Origin of the sequence: Microterricola gilva (assembly GCF_004217495.1) — a bacterium.
GTDB classification, from domain to species: domain Bacteria; phylum Actinomycetota; class Actinomycetes; order Actinomycetales; family Microbacteriaceae; genus Microterricola; species Microterricola gilva.
The window spans coordinates 605,824-622,063 of the sequence record NZ_SHLC01000001.1 but is presented as its reverse complement, the minus strand read 5'-3'; the positions used below and the strand labels follow the sequence as shown (position 1 = coordinate 622,063).

General features: G+C 68.7%; 14 protein-coding genes. 5 read left to right on the top strand and 9 right to left on the bottom strand.

Features of this window, described 5'->3' with window-relative positions; all coding sequences use genetic code 11:
- Positions 1-353 precede the first annotated feature (353 nt).
- A complete protein-coding gene (locus tag EV379_RS02760; protein ID WP_165397271.1) occupies positions 354-2,750 on the top strand; it encodes a sigma-70 family RNA polymerase sigma factor in 2,397 nt (798 codons plus the stop codon).
- 7 nt (positions 2,751-2,757) lie between these two features.
- Here EV379_RS02760 and EV379_RS02755 read toward each other — a convergent pair whose 3' ends face one another.
- Entirely contained in the window at positions 2,758-3,969 is a 1,212-nt protein-coding gene (locus tag EV379_RS02755) for an MFS transporter (RefSeq protein ID WP_130504798.1), read from the bottom strand.
- Between the two features lie 190 nt (positions 3,970-4,159).
- On the opposite strand from EV379_RS02755, the gene purU reads away from it, so the two are divergent.
- Together purU and EV379_RS02745 are read left to right on the top strand one after the other, a co-directional pair.
- Positions 4,160-5,041 (top strand): formyltetrahydrofolate deformylase, encoded by an 882-nt coding sequence (gene purU, locus EV379_RS02750; RefSeq protein WP_130504797.1) that lies wholly within the window; start codon positions 4,160-4,162, stop codon positions 5,039-5,041.
- A gap of 16 nt (positions 5,042-5,057) precedes the next feature.
- Positions 5,058-5,447, top strand: coding sequence for a YrdB family protein (locus EV379_RS02745; protein WP_130504796.1), 390 nt, complete (start codon positions 5,058-5,060; stop codon positions 5,445-5,447).
- Between the two features lie 65 nt (positions 5,448-5,512).
- Here the strand turns inward: EV379_RS02745 and nagB are convergent, their stop codons facing one another.
- From nagB to EV379_RS02705, 8 genes are all read right to left on the bottom strand, one after another.
- On the bottom strand, positions 5,513-6,298 hold the full coding sequence (gene nagB, locus EV379_RS02740) for a glucosamine-6-phosphate deaminase (protein ID WP_130504795.1): 786 nt from the start codon (positions 6,296-6,298) through the stop codon (positions 5,513-5,515).
- Complete coding sequence (locus EV379_RS02735) at positions 6,298-7,212, bottom strand: ROK family protein (protein WP_130504794.1); 915 nt, start codon at positions 7,210-7,212, stop codon at positions 6,298-6,300. The genes nagB and EV379_RS02735 overlap by 1 nt, the downstream gene beginning before the upstream one ends.
- The gene (gene nagZ, locus EV379_RS02730; protein WP_130504793.1) at positions 7,209-8,747 is read right to left on the bottom strand and encodes a beta-N-acetylhexosaminidase; all 1,539 of its coding nucleotides are present in this window, start codon (positions 8,745-8,747) and stop codon (positions 7,209-7,211) included. The genes EV379_RS02735 and nagZ overlap by 4 nt, the downstream gene beginning before the upstream one ends.
- Positions 8,744-9,667, bottom strand: a complete 924-nt coding sequence (locus EV379_RS02725; protein WP_130504792.1) for a carbohydrate ABC transporter permease — start codon at positions 9,665-9,667, stop codon at positions 8,744-8,746. The genes nagZ and EV379_RS02725 overlap by 4 nt, the downstream gene beginning before the upstream one ends.
- Entirely contained in the window at positions 9,664-10,620 is a 957-nt protein-coding gene (locus EV379_RS02720) for a carbohydrate ABC transporter permease (RefSeq protein ID WP_130504791.1), read from the bottom strand. The genes EV379_RS02725 and EV379_RS02720 overlap by 4 nt, the downstream gene beginning before the upstream one ends.
- A gap of 113 nt (positions 10,621-10,733) precedes the next feature.
- Positions 10,734-12,026, bottom strand: a complete 1,293-nt coding sequence (locus EV379_RS02715; RefSeq protein ID WP_130504790.1) for an extracellular solute-binding protein — start codon at positions 12,024-12,026, stop codon at positions 10,734-10,736.
- Between the two features lie 50 nt (positions 12,027-12,076).
- On the bottom strand, positions 12,077-13,234 hold the full coding sequence (locus tag EV379_RS02710) for an ROK family transcriptional regulator (protein WP_130504789.1): 1,158 nt from the start codon (positions 13,232-13,234) through the stop codon (positions 12,077-12,079).
- Positions 13,235-13,338: 104 nt separating this feature from the next.
- Positions 13,339-15,240, bottom strand: a complete 1,902-nt coding sequence (locus tag EV379_RS02705) for a heavy metal translocating P-type ATPase (RefSeq protein WP_130504788.1) — start codon at positions 15,238-15,240, stop codon at positions 13,339-13,341.
- Positions 15,241-15,431: 191 nt separating this feature from the next.
- Between EV379_RS02705 and EV379_RS02700 the strand changes: the two genes are divergently transcribed.
- Entirely contained in the window at positions 15,432-15,887 is a 456-nt protein-coding gene (locus EV379_RS02700; RefSeq protein ID WP_130504787.1) for a GNAT family N-acetyltransferase, read from the top strand.
- An 11-nt stretch (positions 15,888-15,898) separates the two neighbouring features.
- Positions 15,899-16,213: an MGMT family protein gene (locus tag EV379_RS02695; RefSeq protein WP_130504786.1), complete on the top strand. Its 315-nt coding sequence runs from the start codon at positions 15,899-15,901 to the stop codon at positions 16,211-16,213.
- Positions 16,214-16,240 lie beyond the last annotated feature (27 nt).

The window sequence follows — 16,240 nt, the reverse complement described above, 5'->3', positions numbered from 1 at the left end:
TCTCTGCCCGGCGCCCCGACCCCGCGGCGACGCCGAAGCGCCACCAGTCCCCCGTGCACGAGCGATGCTCGAGCACTCTGTCCCCTTGAGTCGAGGGGGATTCGCTTCGGGTGCGCCTCCCTCTCACTCGGAGAGAGTGCAGATCCTCGGAATCATGACGCCGATTCACAGGACTTTCTGACACTGCCACTACGACGGTCGCGCTAGCGTGGAGATTCTGAGATTTCTCGCGATTCTCGCGTCATAGATGTCACCGCGCCGCGTCTCTCAACGTAAGCATGATTCCGGACTTACCCTCCTGCCGCATGCCGACACCCTTTTCGACCCGACGACGAAGGCCATACGACAGCCCTGTGACAGACCACAGCTCCCCAGAAGACGGCGGCGCGACGCCGCCCGCCGTCGCCGCGAGCTCGGATTCGCAGCTCATCGAGCGGTGCAAGCAGGGCGATTCCCCCGCATTCGCCGAGCTGTGGAAACGTCACGCGGCAGCCGGTCGCACGGTCGCACGGTCCTTCACCTCCAGCCTCGATCCGGACGACCTCGTCTCCGAGTCGTTCACGCGCATCTACCAACTGCTGCAGAAGGGCCGCGGCCCCACCGCGGCCTTCCGGCCGTATCTGTTCACGACGATCCGCAACACAGCCTCAAGCTGGGGCAGGGCCAGGCGCGAAACCTCGATCGACACCCTCGAGAGCTTCGAAGACCCGAGCAGCAGCGAGGATGCCGGCCTGCTCGCCCTCGACCGTGGCCTCACCGCGACGGCGTTCCGCACCCTTCCAACGCGGTGGCAGGAGGTGCTCTGGTACAGCGAGGTCGAGTCGATGACGCCCGCCCAGATCGCGCCGCTGCTCGGGATGTCGGCGAATGGCGTCGCAGCGCTCAGCTACCGCGCCAGGGAAGGGTTGCGACAAGCCTGGATCGGCGCGCACCTCAATGCGGTCTCGGCCGACGACGACTGCAGGTGGAGCATCGAACGCCTCGGCACGTACACGCGTGGCAGCCTCTCCCCGCGCGACACCACCCGGCTCGAGAAGCACTTGGACGACTGCGCCAGATGCACCATCGCCGCGTCGGAGGCCAGGGACGTCGGCTCCCGACTTGCGCTCGTGCTGTTGCCACTCACGGCCGGCATCGGAGGCGCCGCCGCATACGCGCACTGGTTGCAGACCGGTGGGCCGGCGAGCCAGCTGGCGGTCGGGGCGATGCCGGCGAGCATCACGGCCGGCGGCATCGCAGCCGGCGGTACCGCGGTCGGCTCGAGCACGAACAGCTCGGGCTCGGTGAGCGGCATGACCGTCGCCGGCATCGTCGGCGTTGTCGCCGTCGCGGCCGGCGTCGTGGCCGCCGTTGCGCTCGGGCCGACCCTGTTCGCGCAACACCCGGCACCGCCGAGCACCGTCGCCGACGGTTCGCTCCCCACCCCCGATGCTTCACCGGACGGGTCCCCGGACGAGTCCATCGCCGCGCCGACCCCGCAGCCGAGCACGATCCCGGTGCCCCTCCCACCTGAACCCGAATTGGTCGAGGTGGACACCCCTGCGCCCGCGGCACCGCCGCAGCCGAGCGCCTCGCCCACACCGAGCACGCCGCCCGTCGTCCCGTCGGCTCCGGCCGCGCCCTCGGTCGACGGTGTCGACACGGGGAACTCGACATTGTTCCCCATCGTCAGCGGCACGGCCGACCCCGGTGCCCGCGTCGAGTTGACGATCGCCGGCGTCGGGCGTGCTGCCACCGCACCAGTCACGGCAACGGCCGATGCCCGGACGGGAGCGTGGTCGGCGACGATCACTCGCGGCTCCGACGGCGCGGAGCTCGGCGAGGGCACGCACGCCGTCACGGCGCGCCAGCTCTCCGCCGGCATCGCCTCCTCCCCGAGCCCGGCGACCACCTTCACCCTGGCCGCACCGCCGACGCTGACGACGCCCCTCGCGGGCTCGGAACACCGCGAGGATGAGCTCCCGGCGCTCGAGTTCACCGGCTCTCCGGGGGCAGCCATCGAGTTCAGTGTCGATGGCGGTTCCGGCTGGGTCGGTGCCGTGCTCGATTCCGAGGGGCTGGGCGTCGCGGCAGCGCCGGAGCTCTCGCCTGGGGCGGCAACGATCAGCCTCCGCCACGTCGGCACCGGTGGCCGCCACGGGCCGGCATCCGCCACCTCGTTCACGGTGACGCCGGAGCCGGAGCGCCCAGCTGCGCCACGGTTCTCCGTCGACACCTCAGGCGGCCGCTACTTCCCGATCATCGCGGGCAACGATGCCATGCCCGGCGCCGGCATCGATGTGCTCGTTGACGGGATCTCCACCGCACGCGCGACCGCTGGCGCCGACGGCCACTGGTCGGTGACCGTCACCGGGCTCGCGGCGAACACACCGTACGGCGTCAGCGTCACGCAGCACACTGGCGGGCTCAGCTCCGCGCCCGAGGCCAGCGCCGTCGAGGAGTTCACCCTGGTGCCCCCTGAGATCGTCTCGCCGTCAGACGGTGCGGGAATTCCGCTGGCCACCGATGTCGTCCTGCTGGCCAGGGGCCTGCCTGGCGCCGGCTTCGTGGTGGCCCTGTCCACGTCGAAGAGCGGCGTCCCGTTCGCCACGGACACGCGATCGGTCACCCTCGACGCTGCCGGTGCGAGTACGACGAACTTCGACTATCGGGACCGGAACTACTGGGATGCCGGAACACTCAGCGTGCACTACAGCGACGGCACCCGCGGTGGTCCGGCCGCGAGCATCTCCCTCGTGCGCGCGCCGTGAGGTCGTGTCAGTCCGCGTGCGGGTGCACGTGGGGGCGCCGCGCCGTGATCACCACGATCAGGAACGACAGCGCGAGGATGCCGACGAACACCCAGGGCAGCGCCTGCAGCCCGATGGTGTTGTAGAGCGCGGCTCCGAGCAGCGCGCCGCCGCCGATGCCGAGGTTGAACGCGGTCGTGTAGAAGGCGGCAGCGGCATCGCGGATGCGGGCCGAGGCGCTGTGCAGCAGGCGCGTGTTCAGCAGCGGCGGCAGCGCTCCGAACGCGATGCCCCAGAAGAAGAACGCCCCGATCGCGATCACAGGGACGGCGCTGAACGCGGCGAGCGCCGCAACGCCGATTCCAACGCCCGCGAAGGCGATCAGCAGCCCGAGCGTCGGCCGAACCCCGAGGACCGTTCCGGCCAGCAGCAGGCCGACGGCACCCGCGATGCCGTAGCCGAAGAGCAGCGGGCCGACCTCGGCGGCATCCGCTCCGACGACGTCGATCAGGTAGGGGGCGATATAGGTGTACACGGCGTATTGGCCGATCATCACGACGCCGGTGATCACGCAGACCACGATCACCGCGACGAGGGTCGGGTCGCGGCGCACGGAGACGTGCTCCGTTCCCTCCTCCGGAGCGTGTCGGTGCTGCACGCCCGGCAGCAGCCACCAGACGAGCAGTGCACCGATCAGCGTGAGCGCGGCGATGCCGGCGAAGGCGATCCGCCAGCCGAAGGCGTGGCCGAGGGCCGTGCCGAGCGGAACACCGAGCACGAAGGCGAGCGACCCGCCCGCCGTGGTGATGGCCACGGCGCGGGCGAGCTGTTCCTTCGGCACCAGGTGGCCGGCGTAGGCTCCGACGATCGACCAGAACAGGCCGTGCGCCGCACCGCCGAGCACCCGGGTCGCCACCATGAATTCGTAGCTCGGAGCGATCGCGGTCAACACGCTCGAGAGCGCCAGGATGACGAGAACGCCGACGAGCAGCGGCTGCCGCGGCAGGCGACGGGTGAGTGCCATGAGCGGGGCGCTGGAGATCACGACGGTGAACGCGAACACGCTCACGAGCAGTCCGACCTGGGGTTCGCTGACCCCCAGTTCCTGGCTGATGTCTGGCAGCAGTCCCATCGGCAGCATCTCGATCGTGATCGAGAGGAACACCGCGACGGCGAGCGTGAGGAGCCCGACCCACGGAAATGCCGGGGCGGTGGGGCGGGAGGTGGTGTGTGCAGTCATTCGTGATCACCCATGAATGGCGTTCCCCGCCCGTCCTCAGCTGCTGAGGATCTCGGCGCCGCAGAGGCAGTCGCGAGGGGGCGGGTCGACTACGCGCTGTTGTGCGCGCCCAGGGCCGTGCGCGCTCGCACGACCGGGTTTAGCCTAGCAGCGGCATCCGCGCCTGCGGCTTTCCAACTAATCTGGGCAGATGGAGTTTGACGCCGCACTCACACCCCCCGCCACGCAACACCACTGGGTGCTCACGCTGATCTGTGTCGACGGGCCGGGAATCGTGCACGCCATCAGCGGCGCCGTTGTGGCGGCCGGCGGCAACATCACCGAGAGCCAGCAGTTCACGAGCCACGACACCGGGCGCTTCTTCATGCGGCTGCAGATCGAGACCCACGCAGGCCGTGACGAGCTCGAGGCCGCCCTCGCCCCCGTCGTGGAGAAGCATTCGATGGACTGGCGCCTCGATGTGGTCGGGCGCCCGCTCCGCACACTCGTGCTCGCCTCGACGGCTGCGCACTGCGTCAACGACCTGCTCTTCCGTCAGCGTGCCGGCCAGCTGCCCGTGCACATCCCCCTCGTGCTCTCCAACCACGGGAGTCTCCGCGATCTGGCCGGCTTCTACGGCGTGCCATTCGAGTCCCTCCCCGTCGTGGATGCCGCGAGCAAGGCCGCGTTCGAGGTGCGCATCCTGCGCGCTGTCGAGGAACACGACGTCGAGCTCGTGGTGCTTGCGCGCTACATGCAGATCCTCTCCCCCGAGCTCTGCGAAGCCCTCGCCGGACGCGCGATCAACATCCACCACAGCTTCCTCCCCGGCTTCAAGGGAGCCAATCCGTACAAGCAGGCGCACGCCCGCGGCGTCAAGCTCATCGGCGCGACGGCGCACTTCGTCACGAGCGACCTCGACGAGGGGCCGATCATCGAGCAGAACGTCGTGCGCGTTGACCACTCGCGCAGCGCCTCGGAGCTCGTCGCGATCGGGCAGGATGAGGAGAGCCGCACGCTCACCCAGGCCGTCAAGTGGTTTGCCGAGGACCGGGTGCTGCTCGACGGCGCCCGCACGATCATCTTCCGCTAGCGCTTAAGCTTGAGGCGTGACTGAAACGCCTGGAACCTCCCGCCCAACCGCCAGCGACGCCGCAAGCGGCGCGCCCCGCGTCAGCCCGAACGACATCATCCGCTTCCTGCTGGAGATCGTCGCCGTCGTGTCGCTCGCGATCTGGGGTTTCACCATGTGGCCGATGCCGTGGCCAGGCATCGCCTTCGCCATCGGTGCGCCGCTGTTGGCGATCCTGCTCTGGGCGCTCTTCCTCTCCCCCAAGGCCGTGTTCCAGCTCGACGCCTTCGGGCGCGCGCTCATCGAGATCGTCGTGATGGGCTCCGTCGCCTTCGCCTGGTGGAGCATGGGGCAGCCGTACATCGCCGCGGCGTTCGCGCTCGTGGCCACCGTCAGCGGCGTGATCAACGGCCGCAACCGGATCTGACTCCCAGACGTACAGAAGCCCCGCACCTCAATGAGGTACGGGGCTTCTGTGTATCCGGATGTCGGCTAGATCACTTCCCAGTCGAAACGGGTCTCCCACGACTGCCGGTAGTAGTCGGCGAAGGCGAGCTTGGATGCCGCGGCCTCGTCGACGATCACGGTCGCGTGGGCGTGCAGCTGGATGACGGATCCGGGCTGGCTCGACGTCACTGCGCCCTCGACGGCTGCGGCGACGGCATCCGCCTTGGCCTCGCCGAATGCCAACAGCACGAGGTGCTCCGCACGCAGGATCGTGCCGAGGCCCTGCGTGATGCAGTGCGTCGGGACGTCGTCGATGGAGTCGAAGAAGCGGGCGTTGTCGATGCGGGTCTGCTCGGTGAGCGTCTTGGTGCGCGTGAGCGAGGCGAGCGATGAGCCTGGCTCGTTGAAGCCGATGTGCCCGGTGCGGCCGATGCCGAGGATCTGGAGGTCGACTCCGCCTGCTGCACGGATAGCCGCCTCGTACTCGTCGCCCGCGTGCTGGATGCCGTCGAGCCGGCCGTTCGGCACGTGCACGAGTGACGGGGTGAGCCCGAGCGGCTCGACGACCTCACGGGTGATGACGGAGCGGTAGCTCTCCGGGTGCTCGACGGGGATGCCGACGTACTCGTCGAGCGCGAAGCCGCGCACAGCGCTGAGATCGAGGTTCTCTGCCTGCACTGTGCGAGCGAGGGCCTGGTAGGTGCTGAGCGGGGTCGAGCCCGTCGCGACGCCGAGCACGGCATCCGGCTTGCGAGCCACGAGGCGCAGGATCGCCTCCGCGGCCAGCTCACCGGCGGCTTCCGCATTCTTGACGATGATGATCTCTGCCATTACTTCACTCCTACTAGTGCCGCACCAAACGCAGCGGCCGGAAAACCGATGGGAATGAGCTGCACACGGTCGGAGAGCCGCAGGGAGGCCAGGAACGGGGAGCTCAGAGACCAGTCTGCCAGTACACCGCGAACGCCATGAATCAGCGGCTCCCCCAGAGCACTCAATCCACCACCGATCACGACGCGATCGACGTCGACCGTGAGCACGAGCATGCGCACACCGGCCGCGACCCCCTCGAAGAATGTGCGCTGAACAGCGAGTGCCTTCGCGTCGCCGGCCGCGGCGCGGTCGAACAGTTCGGCGGCGGGGAGCGCGGCGTCACTCGGCCACATGCGTGCGATCGCGGAACCGGACGCGACCGTCTCGAGGCACCCGCGCTGGCCGCAGCCGCAGAGCTCGCCGATCGGGTCGATGGGGAGGTGCCCGATCTCGCCCGCCGCGCCGCTCGCACCGCGGAGCAGCACCCCGTTCTGCACGATTCCGGCTGCCAGACCCGTGCCGAGATTCAGGTAGGCCATGCTCCCGCCATCGCCCGGCCCTGCCGCGATGCTCGTGAGGTGGTGCGCGCCGAGCGCGGCCGCTTTGACGTCATTCTCGACGTGGACGGGAACGCCCATCCTCCGGCCGAGCTCCGCGCCGAGCGCCAACTCGGACACACCGAGGTTCACGGCGTGCGAGACGACGCCGCTCGCGCTGTCGACGGCGCCAGGGATGCCGACGCCGATCGAGCTCAGTGCGGACACGGCGAGACCGGATCGGGCAGCCAGCAGGCGCACGCTCGTCTCCGCGCTGTCCAGCACCGCGCGTCCGCCGAATCCGGTCGCGCGCTTCACGACCTCGCCGAAGGTGCCGTCGTCGGACACCGCGATGGCAGCCGTCTTGGTGCCACCGATGTCGATGCCGATCCTCACGCCAGGCGCTCCTGCCGATTCTCCGCGTTCAGCAGCGCGAGCAGTGCACGCCCGAGCAGCCGGGAGGCCCCGAACGTCGCGATGTCCGCGTAAGCGCGGTCGTCCGACGGCCAGCCGGCGTCGATCACGAGTATCTCGGGGTTCTCGGCGCGCAGGGCGTCGATCGCCGCGGTCGCGAAGCCGTGCCGGTGGTTGTCCTTGCCGATGACCAGTACGGGACCGCTGAGTGCCGGGAGCGTTGGTGCGGCCGCGGAGATGGGGACGACGTTCGGCTCGAGCCAGGCGGGGTCGGCCGCGACCGTTCCCTCCGCGATCTCGGCGAACGGGCCCCACGGCGCGACGCCGACGGCGATGTTGGCGACCGTGTCTATGCGCACGACGGTCTGCGCCCGCGTTCCGGCCGCCAGCCAGCGCGCTGCACGCTCGGAGACGGCGAAGGTGTCGATCACGCGGTCGGTGGAGAGGATCGGGTCGGTTGCGGTGTCGACGGCATCCGGGACAGGGATGGCCGCCTCGAGCACGGCCGATTCCTCGGCCAGGCGGATGACGCGGCCGGCGGCATCAGCGATCCGCTCGGCACTGAGCCGGCCGGAGCCGATCGCGGCCAGCAGGGCCGCCTCGATCTCGTCCATCTGCGCGTCGCTGTTCTCCGTGCCGATGCAGAGCAGGTCGCAGCCGGCGATGAGCGCTCGGACGGCGGCCTCGGCGATGCCGTGCACCCCGCTGGCGCCCTTCATGTCCAGGGCGTCTGACACGATCACGCCATCGAAGCCGAGCTCGGTGCGCAACAGGCCCTGCAGGATGTCGGCCGAGAAGGTTGCGGGCTGGTTGGGGTCGATCTGGGGCAACAGGATGTGCGAGCTCATGATCGTGCGCGCTCCGGCGGCGACCGCGGCCCGGAACGGGACGAGCTCGCGCTCGCGCAGCTCATCGATGCTGCGCTCGATCACGGGCAGCGAGAGGTGCGAGTCGACGGCGGTGTCACCGTGCCCAGGGAAGTGCTTGGCGCTGACGGCGACCCCGGTCTGCTGGTGGCCGCGGATCCATGCGGCGGCGTGCGCGGCGACGCGCTCCGGCTCGACCCCGAAACTCCGCACGCCGATGACCGGGTTGTCGGAGTTGGAGTTGATGTCGATCGACGGCGCGAAGTTGAGGTTGCAGCCGGACCGGCGCAGTTCCCAACCGACCAGTCTGCCCACGTTCTCCGTGTGTTCGAGGTCGTCGCCGCGGCCGAGCACCGCGGCCCCCGGGTACGGCGAACCGATGTCGTAGTAGAGCCGGGTGACGTCGCCACCCTCCTCGTCGATCGCGATGATCGCGTGCGGATTCGCGGCGCGGATCGCGGCGGTCAGCTCGCGCAGCTGGTGGCCCGATTCGATGTTCATGCCGAAGAGGCACACACCGCCCAGGCCGTCGCGGAGCCGCGCGGCGAGCCACTCGGGGAGCACGGTTCCGACGAATCCAGGCAGCAGGGTTGTGGAGACCCGGCGGAGCAGTTCAGCCTGCGTGGCCTGGTCGTTGGCGAGCAGAGTCATCCCTTGACCGCCCCGCTGACGAGTCCGCTGGTCATGCGGCCCTGCACGATGAGGAAGAAGACGATCACGGGCACGGCCACGAGGGTCGACGCGGCCATGACCTGGCCCCAGTCGGTCTCGCGGGTGGCGCTGGCCTGGATGAAGCCTCGCAACCAGAGCGGCAGCGTCTGCATCGCCTCGGCCGGCAGCAGCACCAGCGCGACGGTGAACTCGTTCCATGCCTGCAGGAAGGCGAAGACGCCGGACGCGACGAGGCCGGGTGCCAGCAGCGGGAAGGTGATCCGCATGAAGGCCTGGGTGCGGCTGAGGCCGTCGACCATTGCGGCCTCTTCGAGGTCGGCCGGGATGCCGGCGACGAAGCCGCGCAGCATCCAGATCGTGAACGGCACGACGGCCGCGGTGTAGATGACGCTCAGGCCGATGATCGAGTTCAACAGGCCGACGCTGGCGACCATCTTGTACTGGGCGATGAACAGGCCCTCTGCAGGCAGCATCTGCACGATGAGGACGGCGAGCACGAAGCTCTTGCGGCCCTTGAACCGGAAGCGACTGATCGCGACCGCGGCCAGGAAGGCGAACAGCAGGCAGAAGAACACCGCGATCAGGGTGACAGACAGGCTGATCCCGAGTGCAGAGAAGAATGTGCCGTCCTCGAGGGTGTTCGCGTAGTTGTTCAGCGAACCGTTGACGGGGAAGAAGGTCGGGATGAAGGACTGCAGCGTGCGGTTGGGCAGCAGCGAGGAGTTGATCATCCAGTAGACCGGGAACACCCAGCCGATGGCGACGGCGATCGCGATGGCCGAGTAGATCACACGGCTCAGCCGGAACGGCGGGCGGGTGCGCACCTTGGGGCTGCGTCCGGACGCTCGCGTATCGGCTGAACGTGCCGGGAGCTGTGCCGGGGTGGTTGCGGTGGTCATGACTGTTCGTCCTCCTTGAGCAGGCTGCGCACGTAGTACCAGCTGATCGCGACAGTGAGCACGAGTACGAAGATGGAGACGGCCGAGGCCATTCCGAAGTCCTGCGAGCCGGCCCCGAGCTTGTAGATGTAGGTGCCGAGCAGATCGAACTCCGAGGCGCGGGAGCCGGCATCCTGCAGCATGGTGATCTGGGTGAAGACACGCAGGTCCCAGATCAGCTGCAGCAGCAGCACGATCGCGATGACGGGGCGGATCATCGGCATGATGATGAAGCGCAGACGCTGCCAGGGGGTCGCGCCGTCGAGCTGGGCGGCCTCGAGCACCTCGTCGGAGACCTGGGTGAGCCCGGCGTAGACCGAGAATGCGACGAACGGCACCGACATCCAGATGACGATGATGCTCGCGACCATGAAGAAGGTGAGCGGGTTCTCGAGCCACGCGAAGCGGTTCATGTCGACACCGGGGATCATGTCGAGCAGGTAGTTCACGACGCCGCGGCGGCGGTCGAACAGCCAGATCCACACGGTCATCGCCGCGACGACGGGCATGGCCCATGCCAGCAGCAACGAGACCTGCAGGGTCAGGCGGACGGCCTTGCCGACGGCGGTCATCAGCACCGCGAGCAACAGGCCGATCGCGAGCGTGAGGAACGCGGTGATCACCATGAAGAGCAGCGAGCGCACGACGACGCCCCACATGTCGGGGTTTGTGGCGAGCTCGAAGTAGTTGGCCAGGCCGACGAAATCGGCAGGCTGGCCGAACTGTTGCTTCAGACCGAACTCCTGGAAGGAGGTGACGATCTGCCAGACGAGCGGGTAGCCCATTCCGATGAGGAGGATGACGACGGCTGGGATGAGGAGGAAGTAGGGGGCGGGAACGCGGCGCCGGGGTGGGGCGGGCGATCGATCCTGCTTCGCGGCCCGTTCCGGAGCGGTGGCGACGGTTGAGCTCATGGTCTCATCCTCCTTTCAATGCGAGTTCGATGCGAGGTGGTGTCAGGGGAAGGGGCCGCGGGTGGTGTTCCCGCGGCCCCCTGGTGCTGTGTTGCTGTACTGCTGTGGTGCGACTAGTTGAGAAGCGCGGTGATCTTCTCGTCGTACTCGGCGGAGAGCGCCTTGATGTCGCCACCAGCCGTCACCTTGCCGAAGAACTCCTCGAGCAGCGCGGCACCCTCGACAGCAGCCCAGCCGGGAGCGGCGGGGGTCAGCTTGGAGGAGGCGGCCGACTCGATCAGCGCGGCGGCGAACTGGTCTTCACCGAGTGCGGATGCGTAGTCGAGGTTGGCCGGGCCGAGGCCGTTCTCGCCGAGGAGCGTCTGGTACTCCGGGGAGAAGACGATCTTCAGCAGCTCGCGCGAGCCTTCCTGGTTCTTGCTGGCTGCCGAGATGGCGATGTTCGAGCCGCCGGCGAAGACGGGGGCTGCGCCACCGTCGACACCCGGGAGCACGAAGGTGCCGAACACGTCGTCGTTCCACGTCGCGACCGTCTTGGTTGCGTCGTCGGGGTCGGCGGCGAGGTCACCGATCGACCAGTGGGCCCAGCCCGGAGCGATGATGGTCGCGGCCTCGGGAACGCCCGTCGCCTCGTTGTTGTTGATGTTGACCCACGGCGTGCTGTCGAACTCCGTCGACGGGGCCAGCGATGCGCCCTTGAACAGCTCGGCGAACTGGGCGATGCCCTTCTGGGTGTTGGCGGAGGAGAGGGTGGAGACCCACTTGTCGCCGTCCTTCTCTGCCAGCTCTCCACCGTTGGCGAAGATCCAGGAGATCGCGTTGCGCCAGTCGGAGCCACCGATGTAGAAGCCGGACTGGCTGTCGGTGCGGAGCGACTTCACGGTCTCGTCGAACTCGGCGAGGGTGGTGGGGACGGTCTTGCCAGCGGCGGCCCAGATGTCCTTGCGGTAGAAGTTGTAGCGCGAGCCGAAGTAGTACGGCAGGGCGTAGTTGGCGCCGTCGACCGCGCCGACCTCGACGAAGGACTGGATCAGCTTGTCGCCGCCGAGCTCCTCGACCATGTCGCTGACATCGCTGAACGCACCGACGTTGGTGAAGGTCGGCGACCAGGTGTTGCCGATCTCAACGACGTCGGGGGTGTTCTCCGCGTCGGGCAGCGCGGTGGTGAGCTTGGCGAGCGCATCGCCCCAGCCCTGCTCCTCGATCGTGAGGGTGCCGCCGGTGGCATCCTTGTACTCGGTCTTGAGGTAGTCGCGCAGTGTGTCGGGGGTGTCGCCACCCATCAGCCACAGCGTGATGTCCTGACCGTCTGCCGAGCCGCCTTCGTTGCCGGTGGTTGCGCTGCAACCAGCAAGAACGAGTGCCGCTGCGGTGGCCAGTGCGAGGCCTGCATACCTTCTCTTCATTGCGGATTCCTTACTCTTGGTTGGGTGTGGTGCTGCGGGTTGTTGGGGCTCTATGAGACCCCGAGTTGTCCTGAGAGGACCATGACGGCCGCGCCGCGCAAGACGATGTCGTCCCGCGCCAGTGCGGTCATCCGGAGGGTGAGATCGCCGGTGAACTCGGCCATCGTGCGTTTCCGGAGTGTCTCGATGGTTGCTGTCGCCAGCGGGCCATCAAGGAGTTCCGTCGGGCCGCTCAAGACAATCTCAGAGAGATTGAGGGCTCCGACGACGGGGGCCAGGATGATGCCGAGCCGGCGACCTGCCTCCCGAAGAATGAGTTCGCGCTCGGTCGAGGCCGCCGCGGCATCGCCCGTGATCGCGTCGAGCTGTGCGCTCAGGCGCGGCACGCTCAGCCAGGCCTCCAGGCAGCCGACCTTGCCACAGGCGCAGACAGGGCCGCCGTCGGTGCCGATGACGACGTGGCCGATCTCGCCTGCTGCCGAGTTGCTGCCGTAGAACGGGCGGCCGCCGAGGATCAGCCCGGCGCCGACGCCGGCGCCGACCTTGACGAGCATCACGTCGCCGCTGGCGTCACCGAAGCTGTGCTCGGCGAGCACGGCGGCATCCGCGTCGTTGGCGACGAGGACCGGAACGCCAAAGCGTTCCTGCAACAGCTGCTGCAGCGGCAGGTCCGCCCACTTGAGGTTCGCGGCGGTGAGAACGGTCCCGCTGCCGTCGACGATGCCGGGAGAGCCGACGCCGATGCCGAGCAGCGGCGCGCTCGCCCGCTGCACCAACGAGTCGATGAGCTCGATGACGGCGGCGAGCGCCGCGTCGCCCGTGCGTCCGGCACGGTCAGCACTCTCGCGCAGGAGCACCCGGCCGTCGACGTCGAGCAGCGCGCCGCGCAGGTTTTGATCGGAGAGGTCGATCCCGATGATCTGGAAGGCAGCGCGGTCGATGTCGATCATCGTGGCCGGCTTGCCCGGGCGGGTCGACTCGCGCTGGCCGAGCTCGGCCACGATGCCGTCGAGGATCAGCTCCGCGACGAGATCGGAGATCGTCACCTTGGTGAGCCCGGTCTCACGGGCGATGTCGGCCCGGCTCTGCGCGCCCTGCACGTAGAGCGTCTGCAACACCAGCGCGCGGTTGTGGCCGCGTGCATGCTCGGGCAACACCTTTGCGGTGGGCCTGAGGATGCGCCCGTGACTGGGCTGCGTTGCGGTCATGGTTGTTAGTAAAGCTTACGAACAAACAATGTGCAAGCTCGGAGTGCAACTTCTTCGGCCCCTTTATAGATCTGTGACCTTGGCCGCTCCCGCGCGGCGTCCCGTCAGCGCGCGAGCTCAGCGACGGGCGACGCCGGGGCGGCTGGCACCGACCATGCCCGGTCGCGGCGCGAGCCGATCGCCCGCAGCGCGTTGAGAATCGCCACGAGGTCGACGACCTCCTGCAGACCGGCACCGACCGTGGCCGGAATCACCCCGAACGCGGCGATCAGCATGAGCACGACGCTGAAGGCGATGCCGATCCAGATGCTCTGCAGTGCGATCCGCATCGTCTCCTGCCCGATGTGCACGGCCCTGGCGGCCCTCGAGATGTCATCGACCATGATCACGACGTCGGCCGACTCGCTGGCCGCGGTTGAGCCCCTGGCCCCCATTGCGATGCCGACATCCGCCGCGGCGAGAACCGGGGCGTCGTTCACCCCGTCACCGACCATGATCACCGGACGCGCGGTGAGCTCGCGCACGGCAATGACCTTGTCCTCCGGCATGCACTCGGCCTGCACTCGGGTGATGTCGAGTTGGGCGGCCACGTGCTCGGCGGTCGGCCACGCATCGCCGGTGAGGATCATGCTCTCACGCACGCCGAGACGCGCGAGCTCGCGCACGGTCGCCGCCGCATTCCCGCGCAGGCTGTCGCTGGCGACGATGCTGCCGGCAAAACGGCCGTCGACGGCGACGGCGATCGAGAGCTGCCCACCGGAGAGCGGGGTGGCCACCGCGTCAGGCGCCGCGTCGCGCACGAAGCTCAACTTGCCGATGGTCACGGTTCGACCGTCGATCGTGGCGACCACTCCGTGGGTCGCAACCTCGCGGGCCGACTCTGCTGGGCGCAGCGCGAGGCCGCGATCCTGCGCCGCCTGCATGATCGAGGCGGCGAGCACGTGCGAGGAGTACTGTTCGGCGGATGCCGCGAGCACCAGCACCTCGTCTGCCTCGAACCCCGGCTCCGGCCGCACCTCGGCCAGGCTCGGCGTGCCGTGAGTGAGCGTTCCCGTCTTGTCGAAGACGACGGTGCGTGCGCGGGAGAGCTGCTCCAGCACGCCGCCGCCCTTCACGATCACGCCGTTGCGGGCGGCACGGCTCATGCCACCCATGAACGCGACCGGCGCCGCGATCAGCAGCGGGCACGGCGTCGCGACCACGAGCACCTCGGCGAAGCGCACAGGGTCCCCGCTGATCGCCCAGGCCGCTCCGGCAACGGCGAGCGCGAACAGCGTGAACGGCACGGCGTAGCGATCGGCCAGGCGCACGACGGGCGCTTTGCTCTCGCTGGCCTCGGCGACGAGGGCGACGATGCGCTGGTACTGACTGTTCTCGGCGGTCGCGCTCGCTCGGATCTGCACGGCCGCCTGCCCGTTGACCGCACCGCTCGACACGGCGTCGCCGGCGAGCCGCTGCACGGGCATGCTCTCGCCGGTCAGCGACGACTCGTCGAACACGCCCCCGCCCTCCGGCAACTCCTCGCCGAGCAGCACACCATCGACGGGGACGATCTCGGCCGGGCGCAGCAGCAGCGTGTCACCGACGGCGACCTCGGTGGCCGGGATCTCCTCGATCGAGCCGTCCGGCAGCACCCGGTGTGCCGACTGCGGCGACTTCTCCAGCAGCGCGTTCAGTTCTCGCTTCGCGCGGCCGGCGGCGTAGTCTTCCAGCGCCTCGCCGCCGGTCAGCATCAGCACGATCACGAGGCTCGCGACGTACTCGTTGACGAGCACGGTGGCCACGATGGCGGTGACGGCGAGGATGTCGAGACCCCAGTGCCCGCGCATGATGTCGCGGACCATCTCGTGGGCCTGCATCGCCGCGACGATGAGCGCGAAGCCGCTGAACAGCCACTGCACGGCGCTCGGCCAGCCACCTGCCCAGAGCACGACTCCCAGCACGGCGACGAGCAGCGTCGTCGCGAGCAGCGGATAGCGGCGGGCGTTCTTCAGAATCCAGGCCATACTTCGAGCTTGGCCCATGCGGCGCGTCGGCGCCAGCAAGCGCAGGCTCGCCTCAGTGTTCGATGGGTGGTGTGTGGCGGGCGGGGTGTGACGGGCACAGTCTGAGCCGGGATCCCGGTTCCCATGAGATGCGCAGTAACCGACATCCGCTCGACTACCTCGAACGGGGTTCGGCGGGTTAGCCTAAAGCCATGGCTGAATTGCGACTGGAAGAATTGTCGGCGTCGAACGTTGTGGCGGCGAACAGCTTGAGCCTGAAGCCTGGGCAGGAGCAGTTCATCACGCCCGTCTCCTACTCTGCAGAGACCTCGGTTCTCGTTCCAGGCAGCGCATGGCAGCGCGTCGTCCTGCAGGACGACAAGGTCGTCGGATTCATCCACGGCAACTTCGATCCTGACAACGAGCACGAAGAATTCCGTGCGTGCATCTGGCGCATCAACGTCGACGCCGACGCGCAGGGCAAGGGCGTCGGTCGTTTCGCGGCCAAGGCGCTGGCCCAGGAGGCGCTGAAGCGTGGCGTGAAGCGCATCACGGTGATGTGGGAGCCGGGCGAGACCGGTCCGGAGGCGTTCTTCCACCGCATCGGCTTCGTCGACATCGGTGAGACGCAGTACGGCGACGTCATCGGCGCGCTCGAGCTCGCCTAGCCTGCACGGCCATGGCCGTCCCTGATCGCGGGTTCGCCGAGGCGGTGCTGGCCGTCGTCGACGACATCCCGGCCGGGCACGTCATGACGTACGGCGACGTCGCCGCGATGCTGGGCTCGCGCGGCGCCCGCGCCGTCGGGCAGGTGATGGCCTACTACGGCTCGAATTCGCCGTGGTGGCGTGTGCTGCGCGCCGGTGGCCACCCGCCCCGCGGGCTGGCTGCCAGGGCGCTGCCGTACTACGACGCCGAGGGCACCCCGCTGATCACCACGACGAGCGAAGACGGCTACCGGGTCGACTACGCGACCGCGCGCTTGCGGCCGTAGCCTCCGCGCCGTAGAAACGCCCGCTTC